We start from the raw sequence: 24175 nt of genomic DNA, 5'->3' as shown, positions 1-24175 counted from the left end.
GCTAGAATTTAAATCTAGCCTCAATACCAAATCGTTTATTATTATCTTGATCAATATCACTTGTAAAACTAATTCTATTACTAAAATCATATCGTATACCAAAGTAATAGTCTTCATGATCAATTCCTGTAGTATATTTTAGCATCATTTTATCTGTAACATATTTACCTATTTCTAAATTATACACTTCACGATTATAATTACTTCCATTTTCAGTATACGATAAAGTATCCCTAACAACATTAAACTCATCTACACCTAATGCACTCTTTGCAATGTTCTCTAACTCACTAAAAAAGCTTGCACTTAGACCTAGATTAACAATTGCATTCAACTCGTCTTTACCAATTCCAGATTCCTCTTTGCTGTCATAAGCACTTCTTAAAGTAAGCAGCGATAAGATTTCTTGTTCACTTAACTCTGGATTAGAATATAATTTGACCTGCATATTTGAAACAGGACCATCTATATCCAAATAAATTTTTGTTCGTTGCAATTGCGTATCAGAGCTTAGCCTAATACTTGGAATAAAGGAACCCGCTTGATTAAATAACACGGTGCCTTCACGAATTTTAAACGAAGTCTTTAAATAGTTTACATTGCCTCGAATTGCAGAAAATTCCCCCGATGCCCGTGGATGCTGCGTTGATCCACTAAAATTAGCATGTCCTTCAACTAAAATATCATATAACATTGAGTTATAAAGACGAACTTTTTTACCTGCATTAACAGTAACATCCAATTTCACATTAGGAAAACCATCTTCTGTATCCGGAAGCATCGGTATATCAACTGTACAATTTGCTAAATCGACATTTCCGACAACTTTAGGAACTCCTTTATCATCCTCTAATGATAGCAAACCATTCAATGGACCCGTATAATACTTATTCACAATGTCTAAATCATTTAAATTTAGAGTGAGGGAATAATCTTTTAGCCCGTTAGCACCAATAAAAGCGCGTCCACGCAATTGATAAGATCCATCTCCCATAACACCATCAAAAGTTTGTACATCTATTCTATCATTTAGAAATTGAATATCAACCGCCATTTTTTGGATTGGTTTCCCCAAATGTTTCAATTTTAGAGTCCCATCATTCACGGTAATGTTTCCATTAATTAACGGTTGCAATAAACTTCCTGTGATAACTAAATTTCCATTTGTATTTCCCCTGCCCCATTCTATTTCTTTCGTCAAAAACGGTAAAATACTTAAATCGGCCTGATCTAATGAAACTTTCAAATTCATTTGCTCTTTTACATCAACATTATCTGTTTTTGTTAATGCCGCCAATGGGACAATACCATACGCACTAGCTTTATATTCGCCTTTCGTCAACAATATCTGTTGAACATCAATAATTCCTTCATTTAGCGTACACATACCGTATAAAGAATCAAAAGTCGCTCCACCAATTCCCCCACCTTTAATCTCCATAGATAGATTTGCTTTCGGTGATGAAGCAGTACCAAATACTTGGCTGCCAAAATCCAATGTTCCTTTTGTATCAATATCCAGATCCATTAGATCTGTTAATAAAGCAGCGTGTATAGACTGCCCTGCAACTTCAAAGTTAAGGTCACCATCTAAATCTGCTGTCCCTTTTGCGACAAGAATCCCTTGTCCTTGTTTTGCATAAAACTTTTCAATATTAATGACTCTTCCATCAACAAAAACATCTAAGGAGACATCATCTAGTGGGTATTTCTTTAAAAATCCATTTTCAATTGTTCCATTGATTCTGACTTTCGGTTTTTCAGTACTTCCTTCTAGATGGATGTCACCATTTAATTTCCCGAAAAGCCAATCTTGTTTTACATTTAAAATTTCTAACAGACCAGCAACATCAGAGTTTTTTACAACCAAATCCCCACGGACCCTTTTGGTTGATAAATTAAAGTTTGCGGATAAATCAAAACTTCCATCTCCTTGCATGAAGTTAAAGGAGTCCAGTTCGATTTCATCATTTGCATAACGTATTTTTCCGTTTATGTTTCGCAATTCATTTTGATTAAAAACAGTGCGATCTGCCGTTAAAGTTCCATAAAAATTAGGATTATCTACATGACCTTTTAACTTACCAACAAATTTTGCTTTTCCTTCTGCCTTATATGGTAAGTTTAATTTAAGCTGAACTAAATCAATATCATCAGCAATAATATCAAAATCTAGCGCATTACCCGCTGAAATCAATCCACTTATTTTTACATTCAAGTTTGGTGAACTTATTGAGAAATCTTCAATAGAAGTTACCCCATCTTTACGTTTATACTTACCGTGCGCCTCACGCAACAGCATTCCCCTGTAACTTCCATCATTAAAGAAAATATTTCCTTCCGCATCAATATTCTCTAACGTTCCACGCAAAACAACTGTATTATCAATATTTCCAGTTAAATCCTCTCCCGGCAATAAGATTTTTATTAGATTTTCTGCTCTAGCCTGAGTTGAAACAACCGTCAAATTCAAAGGATTCTCATTTTTTAAACCAATACTCCCTTGAACTTTATGTGTACTTATTCCATCTGTCATTTCAATATTTTTTATATTTATCGTTTCAAAGTCACTTTCCAAAATTCCCGTCAATTTCTGATATGGCTGATAAAGTAGACTTCCATTTTCAGCTAAAACATTTACAAAAACTGTAGGGGCCTCAAGTGTCCCTCTTATATTTCCATGAAAAGATGCATTACCGCTCAAATCAAATTCTGATCTATTTTGCAAAAATTGTGCTAAAGCTACATTATTTCCTTGCATAACAAGATTAATATTTTGCTCATTGATTTGCCCTGTTAATGTCACTTGCCCTTGTGGCAAATTTACATTTACATAATCTACGGCGATATAATTAGCATCTTTATAAAATCCAGCATCAACGCCAGTAAAATTAACACCTGCATACGAACCATCATGAACAGTCGTTTTGCCAGATACAATTACATTATTGATATCATTTAATCCCTGTCCCTTTGCCCTAACGTCAAGATCCATATAACCTGATAATCCTTGATTATATTCGGGCAACAAATCGAGATTTATATTTTTCCCCATCAACGTTATTCCATATTTTTCTGTTTTTGTATTGAACTCGCCTTGTATGTTCGCCTTTCCCTCACACAAATCTGTAGTTAATGAATCAATATATAAAACATCATCACCAAATCGCAAATCTGCTACAACGTTATGAGCAATATACTCTTGATAGATGAGTTCTTCTGATGAAAAATTGCCCGTGATGAGAGGTTCTTTAAAATTGCCCTGAATATTTGCAACAAAATTAAACGTCCCTTTAACGGGGAAATTTTCAAGCACTTTAGTAACATCAAACGATTTAGAACTTAATTCTAGATTAAGCATCGGCTCAATCATATTCAGATCTGTAGTTCCTTTTAGTACAATTGGCTGCTTAGCGATCTGCCCACGGCTAAAAATTCTTATTTCAGACTCATTGAATAAAACGAATCCATCAATATGATCAACCTCCGTTTTCTCAACAGTTAAACTTATACCTAGCAATAATGCTTCGCCATTAACCTTCAGATTTCCATTATCATCACTTGTTACCGTCGCTTTAAAAGAAGTCAACTTCCCACTATTAACCTGAATTGCAAACTCTTCTGGCAAAAATTCTAAGTAGTTATCCAGTGTAAAATTATTAGCTTCTACACTCACTGCTTTGTTTTTTCCACCCCATACTCCATTGAATTTGATATCTCCATCTGCTTGTTTAGCTATAATATCAAAATGAATGGATGGCTGATTAGCTAAATCTAGACTACCGCTGATATCCTCTAGCTTCAATCTTTTTTTATCGATTTCCACATTAATTATCGCCTGACTAAACTTAACTTTCCCATAAAAATCAAGCTCACTTTTCTCGTCACTATTCATAAAGTCCATGTAATTCCACTCTTGATTATTGCGACGAACTAAATTGACTTCTGGGGAGTCAACTTCTACTTGACTAATACTCTTAACTACAGATTCTCCCATAAGTACTGCTAAAGGACTAAAAGAAACCTCTATTCTCCCACTTTCCAAAATAGCAGTGCCCATTTTATCTTGTATTGTAACATTCGTTAACGCAAGCGTCGTCGGCGAGTCTACAGTAACTGACGCTATATCCACCCGCGTATCTAATGTTCTTGTTATTTCTCCAGCTATTACATTTGCAGCCGAAGTCGTAAAAGCCTGGCTTTTTATATACCAAAAGCAAGCTCCTATGGTTAAAGCAATTACCAATAAAACTGCAACGAATAACCTTTGCCTCATAATTTCTCCTCCATCGTCACTACTGTTAATAATACAAGATTCTACACAGCAATAGAGACTTCCTGTAGAGAATTTTCCCATCTAAAAATCATAGGGATATTGTTTAACAATATCCCTATCTCAACTTTACACATCCATGAAAATAAAGAAAAACTTGGATTCAGATAAAATTACAACTTCATCTGAATCCTAATTTTCTAAATTAAATTCCAACGCCCATTGCTTTATCTAGACTTGCCTTGCTTGTATTGTAATCATACAAAGATACAATGTAGTTTGTTCTTGCAGAAGTTAATGCCACTTGTGCATCAATTACATCAAGGTTTGTACCTACACCTGCGCTGTAGCGAACTTGTGCAATTTTAAAATCTTCTTCAGCTTTTTCTACACTTACTTGATTTGTTTGAATACGTTTTTCAGCTTCTCGCATATTTAAATACGCTTGACGCACTTCTAGCTGAATTGCATCTTTTTTCTGTTGTTCTTGCTCCATTGTTTTCATTACTGCAGCTTCTGCTTGTTTAATTTGTGAACGAGTAACATTGCTGTCAAAAACATTCCAGCTCGTTGTTACCCCAACGCTCCAGCCATTGTCGTCATCACCAGGAAATTTATCACTAAGCCAAGATTGTTCAGCTCCCAAATAAACATTTGGGCGTCCGCCAGCTTTAGCCACATTTAATTGTTCTTGCGCCATTGCAATATTCTTTTCTGCCATAATTCCATCAGGACGATGTGTTAATGCATAAGCAATGCTATCTTCTAAAGATAAATCATTCTCTGTATATTGCAATTTATCACTAATATTCACTATCGTATCCAACTCTAAACCAACAATATTATTAAAGTTAGACATCGCTAAATCATAATTATTTTGATATACAATAAGATTTTGTTGTGCATCTGCCAATTCAACTTCAGAACGCAATACATCGGATTTTGCAACAGTTCCTACCGCATACTGTGCATTAACATTTTTTAAATGACCGTTCAAACTGTTTACAGACTCTTGCCCAACTTGTACTAAATTTGCTGTTTTTAAAATATTAAAATATGCTGTTGTCGTGTCTAGCTTTACCTGTTGCTTAGTATTTTCTAAAGATAACTCTGCTGATTCTGCTCCAATCTCAGCTTTATTGATCGTTCCCTCTAAAGCCCCACCAGTATATACTGGCAATTGGGCTTTAATCTGATTTTTAAAAGAGTTCCCAATTACAGAACCCTGAGAAGAACTGGTTTTTGCACGGCCATCTGTGTGTATATACCCTAAACTAAACCCTTTGTTCCCTTTCGCTTCTTCCACTGCCCATTTTGCACTATCCACTTCAGTACCAGATATTTTTATGGACTTATTATTATTAAGTGCCATATTAATACTTTCTTCTAATGTTAAATCTATTGCATTAGCCCATACCGATGTACTTGCAAGCGTAAAGATTCCCCCTGCTAATACCACCGCTAAATGTTTTTTCCAATTATATTTTTTTGACACGCTAGTTTTCCTCCTTAAACTAAACATTGACTATTCAGTCATGTTCTGTTTTCCATTATATGATTTCTTTTAGTTTTCTGTCAATCGAATAGATTTCCAATTTCTTAGAAAGTTTTTCGCAAACCGACAAACGTTTCTCGTTCTTCACTTTTATTAATATTATCGGTTTGACTGACTAAAAAAGTATTGGGTGCAAATTCATACTGAGCCCTTAGTTTTACACGAAAGTCATTCGGGTCATATGCATCTACAGAGAATTTAACATCTTCCCCCAGTTTTGTATCGATTCCGATACCAGCTTTGCTTTCTATTAAACCAACTCTACCTGTAAATTTATCATTCCCTGACCCAATTTGCAAGTTTGTTTTATTCTCTTCTCCAATATCACTAACCCCTAATAGAAGAAAGCTATTTGGATTTGTAAAAATCTTAAAATCTGCATTGCTTAAATAACGTCTTTCACCTCCATGATAAAGCAGCTCTGCCCCAAACTCGGTTTTAATATTTGAAACCCGCGTCATCATTTTATCAGCTTTTTCACTAACATTTCTAGCATTTTGTAATGTCACTTTAATATTTTCTGCCGTTTTAGGGTCGGTCACTACGCCTTCTAGTGAAGCAGCCATATGCTCTACCCGCTTACTTGTCACATTCAAATTCGCAATCGCTTCCTTTAAGTCAGCAGTAGTTTGTCCATTGTTATCGAAATCGGTAATCATGGCATCTACTCTTGCAGAGGCATTTAACATATTCGCACTCATCAATTTCAAATTATTGACCATCACGCGAATATCTCCTTCATTATCAACCGCCATCCTAGCTAAAACAAGACTCATCTTATTCAAATTAGCCGTTAATTCCTTGATATTAATTGCAGATTCAATAAATGACTGCTGCACTCTTTCATCACCAAAAATTGTGTTAAGCGAGGACAATAGCGTTTCCATATCCGCCATAACAAGATCAGCTCTAGCAATTAAATCGTCTAAACTTTTTTGTGATTTCCCTTCTACAACGTCATTGGGCTTCAAAAAATTTTCCGCCTCACTATTCGGTAAAATGCTAATAAACTTTTCTCCCATGAAGCCATCTGTACTAACAACGAAAATAGATCCGTGAGGAATCTTCACGTTTTTATTAATCATTAAATGAGCTTTTGCTCCATCAATGACAGGCTCCACTCCAGTAATTTTTCCAACTTCAACTCCGGCATAACGAACCATATTCCCAGCTTTTAATCCATCTACATGAGCAAAAACAGCTTCTATATTATAGCCCTTTTCTTCCCAGCTGGCACCACTTAAATGAACAATAATAAAAACTAATACAGCTAATGCGCCTAGCGAAAAAGAACCTACTTTAGCTTCTGTTGTCATTTCCTCTATCACCTCCTGTAAATCGTTTCGATCCATGAATAAAATTTTGTACAATGGGATTTTCTAGATTTTGTATCATTTCAACATCTCCAATTGCAATAATTTCTCCTTCATGAATCATCGCAATTCGATCGGCAATTGCAAAAGCACTATTCATGTGATGCGTAACAACAATTGAAGTAACACCTAATTTTTGCTGCATATGGTAAATCAATTCATCAATTTTCGCACTCATCATCGGATCCAATCCCGCGCTAGGTTCATCATAAAGCAAAATTTCTGGTTTAAATGCGATAGCTCTAGCTAGACTAACACGTTTTTTCATTCCACCCGACAACTCATTTGGCATCATATTTTCAAAACCTTCTAAATCAACCATTCGCAAATTTTCTTGTACAATCTCCTTGATTTCCGCTTCAGACAAGGTTGTATGCTCCCTCAGTCCAAAGGCAACGTTATCTCCTATTGTCATAGAATCAAATAGCGCTGAATATTGAAAGACCATTCCCATATTCAAACGAACTTCATTCAATTCTTTTTCTGAAAGATTACTAATCTCCTTATTTTTAATCCAGATCTCTCCATTATCTGGTTTTAATAAGCCAATAATCAAACGCAACAACGTACTTTTTCCAGAGCCACTAGCACCAATAATTGCCAGAGTTTCCCCCTTTGTAATTTCCAGATTAATATTTTTCAAAATTCTACGCTGTTGAAAGCTCTTATTTACACCCTTTAATTCAATCATTTCACTACTCCTAACGATATAAAATCAATGATAAAAAACAATTGGAAATAAAGATTGTAATAATTGAACCCACAACCGACCCAGTCGTAGCTTTACCAACACCAACAGCTCCATTTGGTGCATTCAACCCTTTGTAACATCCAATAATTGCAATTACAGCGCCAAAAAATACCGACTTAATCAATCCACCAGTAATATCATAAGGAACAGTGAAGTTTTGTATGGATTGGGTATACGTTATTGAGTTGATTCCCGCATATAAAGTTGCTACAAGATAGCCACCAAAACTACCAATTACATTAGCGAAAATAGTCAATAACGGAATCATGATCATACAAGCCAAAAGCCTAGGAACGACCAAATAGGCTATAGGATTTGTTGCCATTACTCTTAATGCATCAATCTGCTCCGTCACTTTCATTGAGCTGATTTCTGCAGTAATTGCTGCACCAACGCGCCCAGCCGCAACTACACCTGTTAAAACAGGCGCTAATTCACGCCCCATCGCAATTGCAACAATTCCACCTACCGTAGATTGTGCACCAAATTTAATAAATTCCGTTGCTGTTTGGAGCGTAATTACCATTCCTGTAAACAGAATCGTTAATGTAACAATCGGTAATGTATCTACTCCCAAATGCGCCATTTGCTCTAAAACATGTTTAAATTTCGGAGGCTTCTTAAATTGACATATCGTTTCATAACCAAGCATTAGTACAGAACCAAAGCCTTCAATAAATTTTAAAACCTCTCGTCCAATCCTTTCCAGAAAGGCTATCACCATCTATCCCCGCTCTCTTATTTCATTTATCCGCTAGCGAACGTGATCTACCTTCTTCAAGCGAAAGCAAAGACCTCGTAAGTCTCGGATTACGTATCTGTTTCAGCGGAAGTTAAAATTTCCACTGAAACAGCCTTGTTTATAACAGCTGACGAATTACAGAACAAAAATAATAATAGTAAACTACTATTTACTATTATCCTATATTTAATTCAATTTTTTTTATCATATCCCTGCTAAGCAAAATATTTTTTTGGCATTTTAATAAAAAAAATATTAATTTTTGGCAAAAAAAACCGAAGAATGTTTATTTATTCTTCGGTTTGGCTTTATTATTCTACTTTTAGCGAAATCCTTTGAATGTTATCAATAATATAATCAACGGTTTTCCTGTTCTTAGATTGCACATTCTCTTCTTCTAATTTTTCATCTCCAATCGTCCCCATTTTTCTTTCCGAAACATCTTCTGTCTTAGAACTTTCCTCCGGGACTACTGGATTTATTGGCTCTTGGACTTGTTGAGGTTCTTGGATTGGCTTATTTTGATTTGGTAAATTTGGATTCATAACGCCAGGGGCCACAACAATTTCATTATTTTTATTTGCTTCCAAGAATTTTTTAATATCTTCTTCTAAAGGTCTCGTTTTGTCTTCTTCTGCGCTGAGGTCAATTCCCTGCTGTTTCATCATAAGCTGCGCCAGCGAAATCAATCCGCCCCCACGCACCTCAAGCATCATTGTTCCTTTCGGTTGTTTTGCAGGAACAGTATAAGGAACATTCACAGTGACTTCCTCTGAACGATAAGGCTTCAATTTCACTGCTATATCTACAGTCTCACCTGGCTTAACCGCTGTCTTTTTCGGTATAGCACTAATAATAGATGCCGTACGACGCGTTTGATCAATTTCAACATTTGCTTTTACACTAAAAATATCAATTTCATGGAACGTATTTGTGCTTAACATATTCAACGCTTGAAACAGCTCCCCAACGGCTAACTGTCCAGAGTCTTGCATACTATAATACATATTATCACGCTTAATAACTCCACCCGGAACCGAATTTGCTTGTATTTCAAAATCAATTTTTGCCGTGCTTTCGCCTATACGATCCATCGTTTTATCAATTGCATTATACACCATAGACGCGGCTAATGGCGCAGTAAGCTCCTCATCATATGCCAGTTGAAGGTTATAAACACTATCTTTATTTAATTGTTTATCTTTTACCGTAATCTGCATCGGAATTACGCTAGGGTATTTGCCAATGACGCCACCAATTCCCGCAGTACGATCCTGATTAATTACACCGATTAAATTTCCTGTCTGCCCGAATTTAAAACCACCATTTAATCCATGCTCTGATGTCAATACAACTGCATCCGTTAAAAAATAATTTACATTACCGCGACGATAAAAAGGATGTCCAAAAGCAACAAGCTTATTTCCCTCAATTGCAGTAACTGTGCCAGTAGCAGCCAAACTAAAATCGCCTCGAACCAGCGCAACACCCAAAGCACTTCCCGGTTCTAATTGAATTGGAGCATACGAATCATTCGCCGAGCCAATTCCTTGGTATGGTTTCATTCCCAAAGGTGCCAACTTCTCCTCAAGCATCGAGAATGCCGCTGGAGTAAAACCTGTAGCAACTAACATAGTTGAAGCCTTTTCCGGGTCTACTTGCTTAACTGCCTCAACAACTTCTTTTTCTTTTTCTAAAAATAAATCCTTACTTTCCTCTTTGCTTTCCAGTGCGGAAACTTTATCCTTTTCTACATTTGCAGTTTCCAAAGGCGCATTCACTTCTACTTGATGAATCTTTTTCTCGCCTTTATCATCTGGCATATCCCATATTTTTAGCATTTCCGCAATTGGCGTAATTGCACAAACTCTTGCATCAATACTCGGCCAACCGCCAGAAATTGCTCCAACTAGTTTTCCATCAATATATACTGGACTCCCACTCATTCCTTGTAATACACCAGCAGTCTGATTGATCACATCACCTGATACACGACCTAAAATCATACCTTCTGGCGCACCATCGCGTAATACTCCAATAATCTCTACAGCAAAACTTTCTACAGCAGTTCCTCTAATCACTGTCTTTGCAACTCCATGCATACCCGGCTGCAATTGATCAACCGTCATAATCTCTGGGGATGCTTGTACACAAGCGATGGGCATATATATAAGCAATAAAATTGCCCATACCATATTTTTTAAAAATTGTACCAACCTATTCATCCTCTCATTATTGTGCCTCAATACGAACCACTACATCACCACTATTAATTTTATTACCTGGAGTTACTAAAACCTCTCGAACAATTCCACTTGTATTCGAACGAGCAGCAGTATTTGATCCTGCAAGAGTTTTTACTCTTACCAGTTCACTTCCTTCTACTACATGCTCTCCAACAGCTACAGCACTAACAACTTCTCCTGACAAAACTGCTTGCTGATTTACTAAAGATCCAGCAGCAACCGTCCAAACACCAAATACAAATAATAAGCTAAATATTATGAGTAATATACTTTTCTTATGAAGCATACGAAACACCTCTTTCTAAAGATTCCGTCTATATTTCCATTATACCTTAACTATAAGTAATCGCAAGTATTTAGTCTATTTTCCTAAAACCACCAATGCAGAACCAACTTTTCGTTCCCCACCGTCTGATGGAGAATTTATAATATCTTTACCAATTACCATTTCACTTGAACCACCACCATCAAAATTAACAGCACTTACCGCACCCATTTCCTGCATAAATAAAGCTAATTCTAATAAAGTGTATCCAATACTATGGCTTTGCCTGCCGTCGATAACCGCTAGTAAAACATGTCCATCTTTTGTTAACCCAACAGCAGTTCTAGGCGCCCTGCCACTTGCAACGTCAGGACCAAACTGCTCTATTTTTGTCGTCAAATATACACTACCATTTTGTACAAGCAATGGGCCAACCCCCAGAATATCTTTCGCTTTATTCCAAGGCTCTCCCAAATCCTCTGTAATGACACAATCCTGACCAACTTGTAGATTGGCTAACCTATCTGCACTTGATCCATGAACAGATAAAACTACTTCACCTTTTTTCAAGGCGGAATTATTAGGATTAATTGCAATCACTTCATTATCTTTAATTACATATTCCCTGCCATAAATATTCGTCTTCGTGGTTTTATCATAATATTGGTTATAGAGTACTGCTCCATTTTCACCACGTTCAGAATTCACACCTGAAATCGGTAAAGTTTCACCGTCACGCAATTTTACCAAACCTTGATAATCAACAGTCCCAATAAAAGGGGTTCCATCTTCCGCAATTCCTAATGCACTACGCGCCAATCCGGCTGTACTAACAATCGTTGAATCTATTTTGGTCAAGCCAAGTATTTCACCATTTAAAGCAAAATAGGAAGCATTTATCGCCGCAATCGCATTATTGTCTTTCGCAATACCACTAACCGTCTGCCGCCCTGCAATCACCCCGTTCGCTAACGCAGGTTTTATCTGGTATCCCTTTTTCAAATCTATATCTAACACATGCGCAGTAATCATCCCTTTTTCATTTCCTCGCATTAGCGTTATATGCTGAAATCCTGGCGCAATTTGGTCTACAATCTTTTGATCATAATTTTTGATAATATCAATATAGACTCTATTAGGATTTTTTAGTGTATTAACTTTGTAAACTGCATTTCTATTCAATGTGATAATCGTACTGAAATTGTTTTTTGCATCCATTGCAAAATCAATACTCTTTATAGCCGTATCTTTAATTGGTAAAGATGTTAAATTCGCTTTATTCATTGTATTTGGCATATTCAAAATAATTTTTGTGCCATTTACCTCTTGTTTCACTTCATAAGAAGGAACTGAATCAACATCAAACACAATACGAACAGCCTCAGCTTTTTGACTAAAACGAATATTCGTTACCGAACTAGCCGGGGCTGCAAAAACAACTTGCATAAACATGACTAATACAAGGAATATTACAGCACTATATTTATTAAACCGCTTCATTTAACCACACTTCCTATACTATATTAGAAAAGCCAGGCTACTCGGAGCCTGGCAACTATTATTTTTTCGATAATGATAATTGTCGATACAACATATCAGCTAATCCCATGCCCCCGGCATCCGCCATTTTTTTTGTCAATTCTGTATCCAGCATTGACTGCAGAATTTGCTCTTCATTCGAATCGCCAAATAAAGTATTTTTAGGAACAGTCTCACGCATTTTTGTATACATTAAATTCAAAAACATCGCTTCAAAATCCTTACAAGCCGATTTTAGTTTCTTATCATCTTGTTTTTCTTTTGCCGTTTTTGTTGCTTCTTCTAAATGTTGGGCAAAATCCGTACTGCTTTTTGATTTTGCATTATTATATTCGCTCATCGCTACCGATGAAGAAATCGCATCAATTTGCACTATGCTTCACCCCTAATTTTAAATAATCTCTAAATCTGCATGAAGCGCTCCAGCAGCTTTCATCGCTTGTAATATAGAAATGATATCACGTGGTGTTGCTCCAATTGCATTTAACGCCCCTACAACATCACTCACATTTGCCGTTGCCGAAAGGACAATCGTATGTGCCTTATCTTCAGTAACTTGTACGTCAGTATCCTTCGATACAATCGTTTCCCCCAATGAGAATGGTTGTGGCTGATTCACAGAAGTCGTTTTCACTATATTTACATTTAAACCACCTTGTGCAATGGCAACTTCATCTACTGCAACATTACCGCCCATAACAATCGTTCCAGTTCGTTCATTTACAACAACTTTTGCAATACTATCAGGCGTAACATATAAATCCTCCAGCTCCGCAACAAAACCAATTAAATTATTTTGATACATATAGGGGACCGTAATCTTTACCGTACCAGGATTATTCGCTCCAGCAATATTACCAAATCTAGAATTAATCGCATTTGTAATTCTTGCGGCTGTTGTAAAATCTGGTTTTGCTAATGATAAGGAAATCGTACCATCGGAGCCTAATTTTGCCTCAACATCGCGCTCAACAATTCCACCATTTGGTGAAAGTCCTACTGTCGTAAAATTCTTGCTAGTACCACCACCTCCAGAAGAAGTCGCAAACCCCCCTGTTGAAACAGCACCTTGTCCTACAGCATAAACTTGCCCATTCGCTGCTTTTAGCGGAGTCTGTAACAAAGTACCACCTTGGATACTTTTCGCATCCCCCATAGATGAAATTGTTAAATCAATCGTATCTCCCGGTCTAGCAAATGCCGGTAAATTTGCGGTTACCATAACAGCAGCAACATTTTTCGTTTTCAACTGTGAAGAATCTATACTAACACCAAATGCTTTTAACATATTCCCCACAGATTGTAATGTTTCTAAAGTCTTATTTGAATCTCCAGTTCCAGCTAAACCAACAACAAGTCCATAACCAATTAGCTGATTTGAACGAACGCCTTGTACTTTAGCAATATCTTTTATTCTCGTACTCACTGTAGTCGAGGCAGCAAAAACAGTTGTAGTCATAAAACAGAGGATAACTAATAATGCGATTGTCGCTATCTTTTTTTGCATAATAGCCTCCAAAATTAAAATAAAATATTAAATATCTGCGTCAATATACCTTGACGTTGTTTTGCATTAATTGGACCTTTTCCATCAAACTTCATTTCTGCATTTGCAACATAAGAAGATAATACAGTATTATCTGCTGCAATATCATCAGGACGCACAATCCCTGTAATCGTAATCGTATGTAAATCGGTATTTTGTTTAATAGACTGTGTACCCGAAACCACTAGATTTCCATTAGGCTTAACTTCCGTTACCTGCACAGTAATTTTTCCTGTAACGGTATTCGTATTTGTAATCTTCCCTGAAGATTGAAATTTATCCTCACCACTTGCGCTTGCAGCAGCCAAAAAATCAAAAATTCCCGTTCCTGCCGCTAAAGTATTTGATCCCGATTTAGAATTATTACTACTTCCTGAGCGTGAAGCATTAGAACTTTCTTTAATAATAATCGTTAAGGAATCTCCTACTAACCGTGCTTTTCTATCGGCAAACAGATTAAGCCCACTTGAATCATCTACCCATAAGGACTCCGCATTTACCTGTAGTGGAAAACTCATAAGGATAACTGTGCATAAAATCAGCATTGCACATAATTTATTCATTTTTTTCATTTATCTACACCTGCCTTCAATGAGTCCCAACTTGTACCGTTTTTTCATCAATTACTCGTCCCATTACAATCTTGTTAGACAACGTATTCTTCACACGAATTCTATCTCCTACACGACCATTTTGCATTGCCATTCCAGGAACAACAATTTCTACACCATTTACCTTTGAAAGAAGATTAATCATATCAGAACGCTTAATCAGTATTTCTTTATCAAGCAAACTTTTGGTAATCGGAACCCCTATATTAATATTTCGCCGGGCAACTAAACCAACCGCATCATTCGTATTCGTTAAATACCCTGCTGGTAATCGACTTGTATCAACAGTGACTAAATGCAAATCTCCTGCTGTAAGCATTTCACCTTTCGCAATACTACGTGTTGCCATAACTACAGGTTCCTGCATTGTAACTTGTAAACGAAGCATACTTTTCGTATAAAATGCACCGTTAATATAAATATTAACGACCACATTTGTAGGTGCACTATAACGAACTCCATAGGGCAGATCAACTTTATATTGAACATCACCTAACGGCAAAAAACAATTTCTCGGAAGATTAGAGGCTTCAACCGTATATATACGCTCTGACGAAGATAAATCTATTTGACCATAAACAAAATTCTTTGCAATTTGCACCAATGAATCCCCAGATATTAACTGTGATTCTGTCTTAATTTTAATAGTGGGGGGGATATTCCAAGCAATACCTGAAAAATCCACCCCAGCTGAACTAAGCCTTATTCCCAGCAATTCACTCGTTAAGACTAAATCTTCTCCGGGTGCAGCTGCATTTGCAACTTTTAAATTTCGTAATTGTTCTATCCTAGAATTATCGTAGCCAAAAATATCTGCGATATCGCCCAATAAAACATCTGGTCCACTAATATTGCAAGTATCATATACATTAATCGTAATCGAAGATTCCTCAGCACATGCTAACCCTTGTAATATTCCAAGTAAAATCAGCAGACTAAGTAAAATTTTTCTCATTATCTCACTCTACCGTTTTAATCCATTTGCTACTTCTAACATAGAGTCAGACGTTGTAATCGCTTTTGAATTTGTTTCATAAGCACGTTGCGCAACAATCATATTCACCATTTCTTCAACGATTTGCACATTTGACATTTCTAAATACGATTGAACAAGTGTACCAGCACCGTCTTCGCCTGGATTACCTGTAACGGGCACTCCTGAAGCCGCTGTTTCCAAATACAAGTTTTTCCCCATGCTCGACAACCCAGATGGATTCGTAAAACGAGCAAGTTCAATTTGTCCACATTCTTCTGGTTCATTTTGTCCAGGAATAGCCGCAAAAACGCGTCCTTCACCTGAAATCGTAATATCTGTAGCATTATCCGGAATTACAATTTCTGGCGTTAATAAGTATCCTTCTGAAGTAGTCATACGACCAGTATTATCACGTTTGAAAGAACCATCTCGCGTATATGCTGTTGTCCCATCAGGCAGCTCAATCTGAAAATAGCCTTCACCTTCAATTGCAACATCCAATGGATTTCCCGTGCTTTGAAAACTTCCTTGTGTATGTATTGTATTCGTAGCTACCATACGAACGCCATGCCCCATTTGTAAGCCAGTAGGCAATTGTGTATCTGGGCCAGAATCAGCACCCGCTTGACGAAGCGTTTGATACATTAAATCCTGAAATTCAGCCCGATGTTTTTTATGTCCTGTTGTATTTACGTTCGCTAAATTATTAGAAATAACATCCATGTTACTCTGTTGCGCATTCATCCCTGAAGCTGCAGTCCACAATGCACGCATCATAATAAAAAACTCCCATCAAAAAATATTTCTTGCAAATTCAGTCAATTTAAAACACTTTTCAATATTATATCGTAATAATAAACGAAAATGTTAAGTACAATTATCCTCTGCCAACTTCATTCACTGCTTTTTCTAACATTGAATCTTCTGATTGCAATGCCTTTGCATTCGTTTCATATGCTCGATATGCATTAATCAGTTTAACCATCTCTGATACAACATTGACATTTGACAGTTCCAGCTGGCCTTGACTAATTTTCCCCGTAGCTTGTCTAGAACGCTCTCCTTGCGGAGCAACATACATGCTGTTACCTTCTTTTTTCAAAACTCTATCATCATCGAACTCAACAAAATCAAGTGTTGCAATTTGCTCATTATCCAATGCGATTCGCCCATCGGCGCCAATAGTTACATTGCCGTTTCCATTAATTTGCACTGGACGACCTTCTGCTAAAACAGGAAATCCTTCATTCGTAACAAGTTGTCCATTCTCAGCTAAATTAAAAGACCCATTACGGGTATACCTTGTCCCTTGAGGAGTATCAACTACAAAGTAACCTTTTCCTTCAATCGCAAGGTCAAAAGTGTTCCCTGTTTGCTGCGTTGACCCCTGTTCATGTTGTGTATAAATTTCATCAATTTTCGAACCACGACCCAACTCGCCAATTTGAGGTGCTACTTGTCCATCATTGATACGTCGAATTAGAACTCGTTCAAATTCAGAACTCACCGTTTCATCTTTTTTATAACCAGTAGTGGTTACGTTTGCTAAATTATTTGAAATAACATCCGTACGCGTAGTCTCTGTAATCATTCCTGATGCCGCTGTATAAAGCCCACGTATCAAATTAAGACACCTCCTAGAATTATCTTATACTTGTATTTTTCAGTGTAGTTAAACTATCTTCCAATTTATCTATGGAATCCAATGCCTTGCCTGTTCCAAGCGCAACACAAGACAATGCATCATCTGCTAAATACGTTGGAATTCCTGTTTCTTTTTGAATTAAGCGATCCAATGCAAAAAGCATTGAGCCCCCACCCGTCATGACAATACCACGATCCATAATATCAGCCGCGAGTTCAGGTGGTGTGTCTTCAAGCACCTTCTTGACACATTGGATAATTCGGCTAACAGGTTCATTGAGAGCCTCACAAGTTTCATTTACTTCCATCTTTATCGTTTTTGGCAATCCCGTTAATAAATCACGCCCACGTACCTCGAGCGAACCACTACGGGCATCGCGCATCGCCGCTCCAATATTAACCTTAATATCCTCTGCCGTACGCTCCCCGATCATGATATTATACTCATTTTTCACATAACGAATAATCGCTTCATCAAATTTGTCACCACCGATTCTTAACGAATCGCTTATAACAATTCCACCCAAGCTAATCACAGCAACATCGGTAGTTCCACCACCGATATCCACCACCATCGCACCATATGGCTCAGAAATTTCAAGCCCAGCTCCTAAAGCTGCTGCAAGCGGTTCCTCAATTAAATAAGTTTTACGCGCGCCCGCTTGTACAGCTGCCTCTAATACAGCACGTTTTTCAACAGTCGTTACTCCAGATGGAATACATACCATAATACGAGGCTTAAACAAAAAGCTTTTTCCCGCAACTTTTTCAATAAAATGGCGAAGCATACTTTCCGTTGTATCATAATCCGCAATAACCCCTTCACGAAGCGGACGGATCGCAACAATATTTCCAGGCGTACGCCCAATCATACGACGTGCCTCTTCACCTATAGCAAGAACCCTATCTGAATCTTTATCAATAGCTACAACAGAAGGCTCGTTTAAAACAACCCCTTTGCCTTTTATATAAACCAAAACATTGGCCGTTCCCAAATCCACACCAATATCCATTGACATTCCCAACATTGAAAATCCCCTTCCAAAACTACATTCAGTCAGCAAAATCGTAAAGCATTCTAATATCAATTACAGAAAATTTTACTCAACATGCTTTATTCTACATTTTACAATTAAATCCTTTATAATTAAAGATTTTCTTTATAATATTTATATTTCTTTCGCGTCGCTTCGCCACCCCGAATATGGCGTTCCGCCTTATTTTTTTCCAAGACAATTCTCACTCTGTCCGACAAAGCTTTATTCAACATGGGCAATCTTTCTATCATATCCTTATGTACAGATAATAAAAAATGGAACGTAAAATTTTTACATTTCCACACACTCTCTATCTCAGGTCACTTTATTATATTTAAAATTCGTTTTTTCATTTATATATCGACTCAATTTAATAATCAAAAGCGCCGATACGCTTCCAATAAAAGCAGCAGTGATAACATCACTTGGATAATGTGCCCCCAAATATAGGCGAGAAAATCCTATTAAACCTGCTAAAACCATTGCACCTATTCCATATTTTAGTGGAAGATACCTCAGATAAATACCTGCTGCTGCAAATGCAATTCCAGTATGTCCTGACGGAAAAGAATATCCTGATGGACGCCCCGTCAATAAAGATAATCCATCTAGCGCATCAAACGGGCGCGTTCTCTGAACAATATTCTTTAAAAATCCACTCCCTATTAAAGCATATAGCAACATGGCCATAAATGCCAATATGCCAATCGTCCTTGTTTTTTTATAAATCGACAATACGATAGCACTTATAATCCAAATGATCCCCATATCACCACTGTGCGTAATCAATTTAAAAACTGGTGTTAAATATTCATTTCTAACCTCTTCTTGCAACAGAAATAAAATTTTTGTATCCAATAAAGCTACTTCATAAACCATATTCTTTACCATCCTTCTAAATATCGAAACATATTTTTAAATTAGAAATCCTATATGAAGTTTATCAATGTTCAACCTTTGTTTCAAAAATCCTTCTCTAAAAAGATAAAAAGAATTACCAATTTACATTTTTTGCAGGAGTTTAATCCCCAATAGCGAAACCTTAATACTGCAACAATTATTTTACATTATTGTTTATTTTTGTCGTTTGTTGTCGAAAATAACTTGTAGACAAGAAAGGTTTCACATGATGAAGGTGATCAATTTAACAACGAAGTTTAATATTAAAATAGTCAGTGTTGTTTTTCTCGTTATACTGGTAATTACCATTTATAACGACTGGCTTTTGTTACAAGCTGAAAATAAACAAAATTTACGTTATTTAACTTCAATCACAGAATTTTTAGCTGAGAAAAGCCCCCCTAATCTTTTTTCAGAAACTTATATACAAGCTACAGCTCTAAATCAATCAAATCAATTGACTATTTATTCTCTTAACCAAAAGCTCCAACCAATAATTGATGAAGTTTGTATGCCTTATAAACGAATTCAATTTGGCTACTATTCGAAAAACTGTAAAAATGTAGTTGCTATTGGGTCAAAATTTGATGAATCTTTACTTATCGACATGTCACTAAATAAAGCAAATCCCATCCATGATGTGACTACAACGTCACTCATTGAAGAGGAGTTTTCCTCTTTATGGCATGGTGAAAAATCAATTACTTACTGTATTCCAATTAAAGAGAATGGAGTTATCGTTGCCCAGGCTTTCGCTAGCGTTAATCAAAGTAAAGTATATAAAATCCTATGGCAAAGAACAATGGACACCTTTTTAATCACATTTGTTATGCTTTTATTTTGTGTTATTGCTTTTCATGAACTATGCCTTAGATTGAAAGAAGATTTGATTAAATTTGCTAAATCCATCTCTTCGGGGAACTCTCACGATATAGATATTTCCTTTTCAGAATTTGCTCCAATTTTAAATTATATAAGCAAACAAACAGAAAAAATGACACAATTAGACCGATTAAATATCGTGGGCGAAATGGCCGCTGGAATCGCGCATGAAATTCGCAATCCACTTACAACCGTAAAAGGTCTGCTTCAATTCATGAGCCGAAAGAATGAATTCAATAAACATAAAGAAAATTTTGATTTAATGATTACCGAAATTAATCGTGCCAATGCGATTATTACTGAGTTTTTATCCCTATCAAAAAATAAAGCAATGAACTTTCAAAAAATGAATTTAAATACCATTTTACAAGATATCTATCCTTTACTTCACGCAAATGCACTATATTATGACTGTAAAGTTTATTTAGACTTAAGCGATATTCCAAATTTACTTTTAGATAAAAATAGCATTCATCAATTTATTCTTAATATGATTCAAAACAGCATTGATGCTATGCCTGATGGAGGATCAATCCATATCTCAACAGTATCAACTAGCAATAATGTAGTTCTAACAATTAAAGATTCTGGAATTGGGATTTCAAAAGACATTCGAGATCATTTATTTACACCATTTTTTACAACCAAGGATAAAGGAACAGGACTTGGCCTAGCGATTTGCTCTCGGATTATTCATCGTCATAAAGCCACTCTAACATTCAACAGTCAAATAGGAGAAGGTACAACCTTCATCGTTACCTTCCCCTCCATAGATTCAAATAATAAAAACTAAAAGGAGTATTGCTATGACCGAGAAAATACTTACCGCTATGTTTGCAATAGTAAGTTTACTCTATCTTTATTTTGCTCATCAATTATCCTTTGGCTCGCTTCAAAATCCTCAGTCTGGTTTTTTGCCAATAACCATTGGAATTATCGCTATAATTTTGTCTTTCATATTAATTATCAAACAACTCCGTTCAACCAAAGCAGAGTCTGCAGAATCAGTAAACTGGACAAAATTTACATTTATACTTTTAGGATTGATTTTTTATATCTTGTTTTTTAAATTTTTGGGCTACTTCTTCTCAACCTTATTTTTTCTATTCTATCTACTTAAAATTGCATCAGAAAAAACAGATCGGTGGAATCCATTTATCATTTCTTTTATCAGTTCAACCTCTTTTTATTTACTTTTTAAATACTACCTAGATGTAACATTACCTTAATCAAAACAGCTAAGGAGGTTTTACCTTGGAAACTTTCGATATGCTATTACACGGTTTTACCGTCAGCATGATGCCAGCAAATCTAGTAGCATGTGCCATAGGAGTTTTATTAGGAACACTCGTCGGAGTTTTGCCTGGAATTGGAACAATCGGTGCAATTTCTTTATTACTGCCATTTAGTTATACGATGGATCCTACCTCATCTTTAATTATGTTTGCAGGAATTTATTACGGTTCTAAATATGGCGGATCGACTACCTCTATTTTGATGAATGTCCCCGGAGAAACAGCATCTGTTGTAACCTGTATCGATGGCTATGCCATGGCACAACGTGGAAGAGCAGGTGCTGCTTTAACAGTCTCAGCAATAGGTTCATTTATTGCTGGCACTATCGGCGTCATCGGGCTCACCTTGTTTGCTCCACCTTTAGCCAACCTTGCCTTAAGCTTTGGACCACCAGAATACTTTGCCTTATCAATTGTCGCCTTATTTTTTTTAACAAAACTAACAGGGACTTCTATGCTAAAATCCACGTTAATGGTTACTTTAGGAATTATGCTTGGTACGGCTGGATTAGACTCCCTGTCAGGAATTAGCCGATTTACTTTTGGTATTGATGAGCTAGACCGTGGATTTGATTTATCCCTTCTAGCTATGGGAATATTCGGCATCGGTGAAATTCTAACTGTCATGGCCTCCTCCGCCCCGCCATCAGCTATTCAAAAATTTAAATTTCGCGATTTATATCCAACACACGAGGAATGCCGGCGCTCTATAGCCCCAATTTTCCGCGGCAGTATTTCGGGCTTTTTAGTCGGATTAATGCCAGGGCCTTCATCAACAATCTCAACGTTTGTCTCCTATGCATTAGAAAAATATTGCAGCAAAAATCCTGCTGAATTTGGTCATGGTGCAATTGAAGGTGTCGCCGGTCCTGAGTCTGCAAACAATTCAGCTAGTTCCGCAAGCATGATTCCTCTTTTATCTTTAGGATTGCCGTTTTGTGGCGGTACCGCAATTTTACTAAGCGGATTCATGGTCCACGGAATTCTTCCGGGACCTTCCTTAATTACACAATATCCAGACTTATTTTGGGGTCTTATCGCCAGTATGTACGTAGGTAATGTTATGCTGCTTATTATCAATTTGCCCTTGGTTGGTGTTTTCGTCCAACTATTACGAACACCGTTATATATACTAATGCCATTAGTTATTGTACTAACATTAACCGGAGCGTATGCGGTTAACAATAGTGTATTTGATCTAATATGCATTTTATTATTTGGCGTACTAGGATTCTTCCTAAATCGTACAGGCTTTGAGCCAGCACCACTCATCATTGGAATAGTCATTGGCCCTGAACTTGAACAAAGATTAATTCAAGGATTAATTATCTGTGACGGCAGTTTACTAGACATGCTAACACGACCGATTTCCGCAACAATTATATGTGTCGGGCTTCTTTTTGCTATCTATAATTTGTTTAAATGGTTCAAAAATTTTCAAATATCGTACACAAAAAAGTGTCACGATAATAATAAAAAGGAGATGTAAAGACATGCAAAAAAAATCACTAGTATTTCTTATGATGGGTTTATTTATTACAGGAATTACAATGACTGGATGTACAATGACCGAAGAAAAAAACGATTACCCTAATAAGCCTATAAATGTAATTGTCCCATTTACAGCTGGAGGAAGTTCCGACTTACAAGCTAGAACTCTAGAAAAATTAGCACCTAAATATCTTGACCAAAATTTTATTATTCTTAATAAACCTGGTGGTGGTGGAAGTGTTGCTTGGAATGAACTAGTAACTTCACCATCCGATGGATATAACATCGGGATCAGTTACGCAGCTTTACTTTTGCAACCTTTATATGGATCAACAAAATACCATTATCCAACTGCACTTGAACCAATAGTTCAGTTTTCTACTACTCCTTTATTATTTGTAGTAAATACAGACCAACCATGGCAAACACTTGATGATTTAATTAAATTTAGTAAGCAGAATCCTAATAAAATAAATTTAGGGCATGCCGGAATCGGAGATATAAGCCATATAATCGGAGAAATATTTGCCAAAGAAGCTGATATCAGCATTAATCAAATTCCATTTAAAGGTGCAAGTGAGTCTACAGCTGCTTTGTTAGGGGGACATATTCAAATCGTAGTTGCGAGCCCAGGTGCTTTAACGGAGCAAATCGCAAGTGGAAAATTACGAGCATTGGCTATATCAAGCGAAAATCGCTCTACTAATCCTATTTTTGCGCAAACACCAACTTTTAAAGAACTAGGATATAATATAGTTTTAGAAAATTGGTTCGGCATTATTGCACCAAAAGAAATTACTTCTGAGACAAAAAAGAAATTAGAAGCAGGATTAACCAAAATGATTGCAGACCCAGAATTTAAAGTAAATATTGAAAAGCTTGGCATGGAAGTAAGTTATTTAAATTCCGAAGACTCGAAAAAAAAATGGATTGCTGATAATGAAAAGCTATCTAACATGTTAAAAGAGACTGATATTATTGAACAAATTCAAGCACAGAAAAAATAATTTTTAAAGTAATTAAAAACTTAATGAATAATAAAAAGGAGA

Annotated in this window: 21 protein-coding genes; 4 read left to right on the top strand and 17 right to left on the bottom strand. The window is 36.4% G+C overall.

Annotation, left to right across the window (positions count from 1 at the left end):
* Position 1: 1 nt before the first annotated feature.
* The 17 genes from P3F81_RS01490 to P3F81_RS01410 form a co-directional block, all read right to left on the bottom strand.
* A complete protein-coding gene (locus tag P3F81_RS01490) occupies positions 2-4276 on the bottom strand; it encodes a translocation/assembly module TamB domain-containing protein (protein WP_309320559.1) in 4275 nt (1424 codons plus the stop codon).
* Between the two features lie 202 nt (positions 4277-4478).
* Positions 4479-5768 carry a TolC family protein gene (locus tag P3F81_RS01485; RefSeq protein WP_177503767.1) on the bottom strand — a complete coding sequence of 430 codons (1290 nt, stop codon included), beginning with the start codon at positions 5766-5768 and terminating at the stop codon, positions 4479-4481.
* Between the two features lie 104 nt (positions 5769-5872).
* Complete coding sequence (locus tag P3F81_RS01480) at positions 5873-7144, bottom strand: MlaD family protein (protein WP_147667021.1); 1272 nt, start codon at positions 7142-7144, stop codon at positions 5873-5875.
* Positions 7128-7892 carry an ABC transporter ATP-binding protein gene (locus tag P3F81_RS01475; RefSeq protein ID WP_147667023.1) on the bottom strand — a complete coding sequence of 255 codons (765 nt, stop codon included), beginning with the start codon at positions 7890-7892 and terminating at the stop codon, positions 7128-7130. The genes P3F81_RS01480 and P3F81_RS01475 overlap by 17 nt, the downstream gene beginning before the upstream one ends.
* 10 nt (positions 7893-7902) lie before the next feature.
* Positions 7903-8676: an MlaE family ABC transporter permease gene (locus tag P3F81_RS01470; RefSeq protein WP_147667025.1), complete on the bottom strand. Its 774-nt coding sequence runs from the start codon at positions 8674-8676 to the stop codon at positions 7903-7905.
* Positions 8677-9005: 329 nt separating this feature from the next.
* A complete protein-coding gene (locus P3F81_RS01465) occupies positions 9006-10910 on the bottom strand; it encodes a SpoIVB peptidase S55 domain-containing protein (protein ID WP_309320558.1) in 1905 nt (634 codons plus the stop codon).
* A gap of 16 nt (positions 10911-10926) precedes the next feature.
* Entirely contained in the window at positions 10927-11226 is a 300-nt protein-coding gene (locus P3F81_RS01460) for a biotin/lipoyl-containing protein (RefSeq protein ID WP_147667030.1), read from the bottom strand.
* A 75-nt stretch (positions 11227-11301) separates the two neighbouring features.
* Positions 11302-12705 (bottom strand): phosphodiester glycosidase family protein, encoded by a 1404-nt coding sequence (locus P3F81_RS01455; RefSeq protein ID WP_147667032.1) that lies wholly within the window; start codon positions 12703-12705, stop codon positions 11302-11304.
* Between the two features lie 58 nt (positions 12706-12763).
* Complete coding sequence (locus P3F81_RS01450) at positions 12764-13117, bottom strand: rod-binding protein (protein ID WP_147667034.1); 354 nt, start codon at positions 13115-13117, stop codon at positions 12764-12766.
* A gap of 18 nt (positions 13118-13135) precedes the next feature.
* Positions 13136-14251, bottom strand: coding sequence for a flagellar basal body P-ring protein FlgI (locus tag P3F81_RS01445; RefSeq protein WP_147667037.1), 1116 nt, complete (start codon positions 14249-14251; stop codon positions 13136-13138).
* A 14-nt stretch (positions 14252-14265) separates the two neighbouring features.
* Entirely contained in the window at positions 14266-14862 is a 597-nt protein-coding gene (locus tag P3F81_RS01440) for a flagellar basal body L-ring protein FlgH (protein WP_147667039.1), read from the bottom strand.
* Positions 14863-14878: 16 nt separating this feature from the next.
* Positions 14879-15856, bottom strand: a complete 978-nt coding sequence (gene flgA / locus P3F81_RS01435; protein ID WP_147667041.1) for a flagellar basal body P-ring formation chaperone FlgA — start codon at positions 15854-15856, stop codon at positions 14879-14881.
* A 9-nt stretch (positions 15857-15865) separates the two neighbouring features.
* On the bottom strand, positions 15866-16654 hold the full coding sequence (gene flgG, locus P3F81_RS01430) for a flagellar basal-body rod protein FlgG (protein ID WP_147667043.1): 789 nt from the start codon (positions 16652-16654) through the stop codon (positions 15866-15868).
* A gap of 100 nt (positions 16655-16754) precedes the next feature.
* Positions 16755-17501 (bottom strand): flagellar basal-body rod protein FlgF, encoded by a 747-nt coding sequence (flgF, locus tag P3F81_RS01425; RefSeq protein ID WP_147667045.1) that lies wholly within the window; start codon positions 17499-17501, stop codon positions 16755-16757.
* Between the two features lie 19 nt (positions 17502-17520).
* Positions 17521-18549 carry a rod shape-determining protein gene (locus P3F81_RS01420; RefSeq protein WP_147667047.1) on the bottom strand — a complete coding sequence of 343 codons (1029 nt, stop codon included), beginning with the start codon at positions 18547-18549 and terminating at the stop codon, positions 17521-17523.
* Between the two features lie 119 nt (positions 18550-18668).
* Positions 18669-18791 (bottom strand): sporulation transcriptional regulator SpoIIID, encoded by a 123-nt coding sequence (locus P3F81_RS01415; RefSeq protein WP_309320557.1) that lies wholly within the window; start codon positions 18789-18791, stop codon positions 18669-18671.
* Positions 18792-18873: 82 nt separating this feature from the next.
* Complete coding sequence (locus P3F81_RS01410; RefSeq protein WP_309320556.1) at positions 18874-19437, bottom strand: phosphatase PAP2 family protein; 564 nt, start codon at positions 19435-19437, stop codon at positions 18874-18876.
* Positions 19438-19684: 247 nt separating this feature from the next.
* Here P3F81_RS01410 and P3F81_RS01405 point away from each other — a divergent pair, with 247 nt between their 5' ends.
* From P3F81_RS01405 to P3F81_RS01390, 4 genes are read left to right on the top strand one after another with little or no spacing between them, the layout of a single operon-like run.
* Positions 19685-21133: an ATP-binding protein gene (locus P3F81_RS01405; protein ID WP_309320555.1), complete on the top strand. Its 1449-nt coding sequence runs from the start codon at positions 19685-19687 to the stop codon at positions 21131-21133.
* 13 nt (positions 21134-21146) lie between these two features.
* Positions 21147-21569 (top strand): tripartite tricarboxylate transporter TctB family protein, encoded by a 423-nt coding sequence (locus P3F81_RS01400; RefSeq protein WP_147667051.1) that lies wholly within the window; start codon positions 21147-21149, stop codon positions 21567-21569.
* A 40-nt stretch (positions 21570-21609) separates the two neighbouring features.
* Entirely contained in the window at positions 21610-23124 is a 1515-nt protein-coding gene (locus P3F81_RS01395) for a tripartite tricarboxylate transporter permease (RefSeq protein WP_309320554.1), read from the top strand.
* Between the two features lie 4 nt (positions 23125-23128).
* On the top strand, positions 23129-24133 hold the full coding sequence (locus P3F81_RS01390) for a tripartite tricarboxylate transporter substrate binding protein (RefSeq protein WP_309320553.1): 1005 nt from the start codon (positions 23129-23131) through the stop codon (positions 24131-24133).
* Positions 24134-24175: the final 42 nt, after the last annotated feature.

Source organism: Selenobaculum gibii (genome assembly GCF_030273445.1).
Classification (GTDB): Bacteria; Bacillota; Negativicutes; order ICN-92133; family ICN-92133; genus Selenobaculum; species Selenobaculum gibii.
Note: the sequence above shows the minus strand (reverse complement) of the source record. Positions and strands in the feature narration are given on the sequence as shown.

Bases quoted from the DNA above. Each gene is read 5' to 3' on its own strand.
- P3F81_RS01490 (WP_309320559.1), bottom strand. From the start codon at position 4,276: ATGAGGCAAAGGTTATTCGTTGCAGTTTTATTGGTAATTGCTTTAACC.
- P3F81_RS01480 (WP_147667021.1), bottom strand. From the start codon at position 7,144: ATGACAACAGAAGCTAAAGTAGGTTCTTTTTCGCTAGGCGCATTAGCT.
- P3F81_RS01475 (WP_147667023.1), bottom strand. From the start codon at position 7,892: ATGATTGAATTAAAGGGTGTAAATAAGAGCTTTCAACAGCGTAGAATT.
- P3F81_RS01470 (WP_147667025.1), bottom strand. From the start codon at position 8,676: ATGGTGATAGCCTTTCTGGAAAGGATTGGACGAGAGGTTTTAAAATTT.
- P3F81_RS01460 (WP_147667030.1), bottom strand. From the start codon at position 11,226: ATGCTTCATAAGAAAAGTATATTACTCATAATATTTAGCTTATTATTT.
- P3F81_RS01455 (WP_147667032.1), bottom strand. From the start codon at position 12,705: ATGAAGCGGTTTAATAAATATAGTGCTGTAATATTCCTTGTATTAGTC.
- P3F81_RS01445 (WP_147667037.1), bottom strand. From the start codon at position 14,251: ATGCAAAAAAAGATAGCGACAATCGCATTATTAGTTATCCTCTGTTTT.
- P3F81_RS01440 (WP_147667039.1), bottom strand. From the start codon at position 14,862: ATGAAAAAAATGAATAAATTATGTGCAATGCTGATTTTATGCACAGTT.
- flgA (WP_147667041.1), bottom strand. From the start codon at position 15,856: ATGAGAAAAATTTTACTTAGTCTGCTGATTTTACTTGGAATATTACAA.
- flgG (WP_147667043.1), bottom strand. From the start codon at position 16,654: ATGATGCGTGCATTGTGGACTGCAGCTTCAGGGATGAATGCGCAACAG.
- P3F81_RS01420 (WP_147667047.1), bottom strand. From the start codon at position 18,549: ATGTTGGGAATGTCAATGGATATTGGTGTGGATTTGGGAACGGCCAAT.
- P3F81_RS01415 (WP_309320557.1), bottom strand. From the start codon at position 18,791: ATGTTGAATAAAGCTTTGTCGGACAGAGTGAGAATTGTCTTGGAAAAA.
- P3F81_RS01410 (WP_309320556.1), bottom strand. From the start codon at position 19,437: ATGGTTTATGAAGTAGCTTTATTGGATACAAAAATTTTATTTCTGTTG.
- P3F81_RS01405 (WP_309320555.1), top strand. From the start codon at position 19,685: ATGATGAAGGTGATCAATTTAACAACGAAGTTTAATATTAAAATAGTC.
- P3F81_RS01400 (WP_147667051.1), top strand. From the start codon at position 21,147: ATGACCGAGAAAATACTTACCGCTATGTTTGCAATAGTAAGTTTACTC.
- P3F81_RS01395 (WP_309320554.1), top strand. From the start codon at position 21,610: ATGCTATTACACGGTTTTACCGTCAGCATGATGCCAGCAAATCTAGTA.
- P3F81_RS01390 (WP_309320553.1), top strand. From the start codon at position 23,129: ATGCAAAAAAAATCACTAGTATTTCTTATGATGGGTTTATTTATTACA.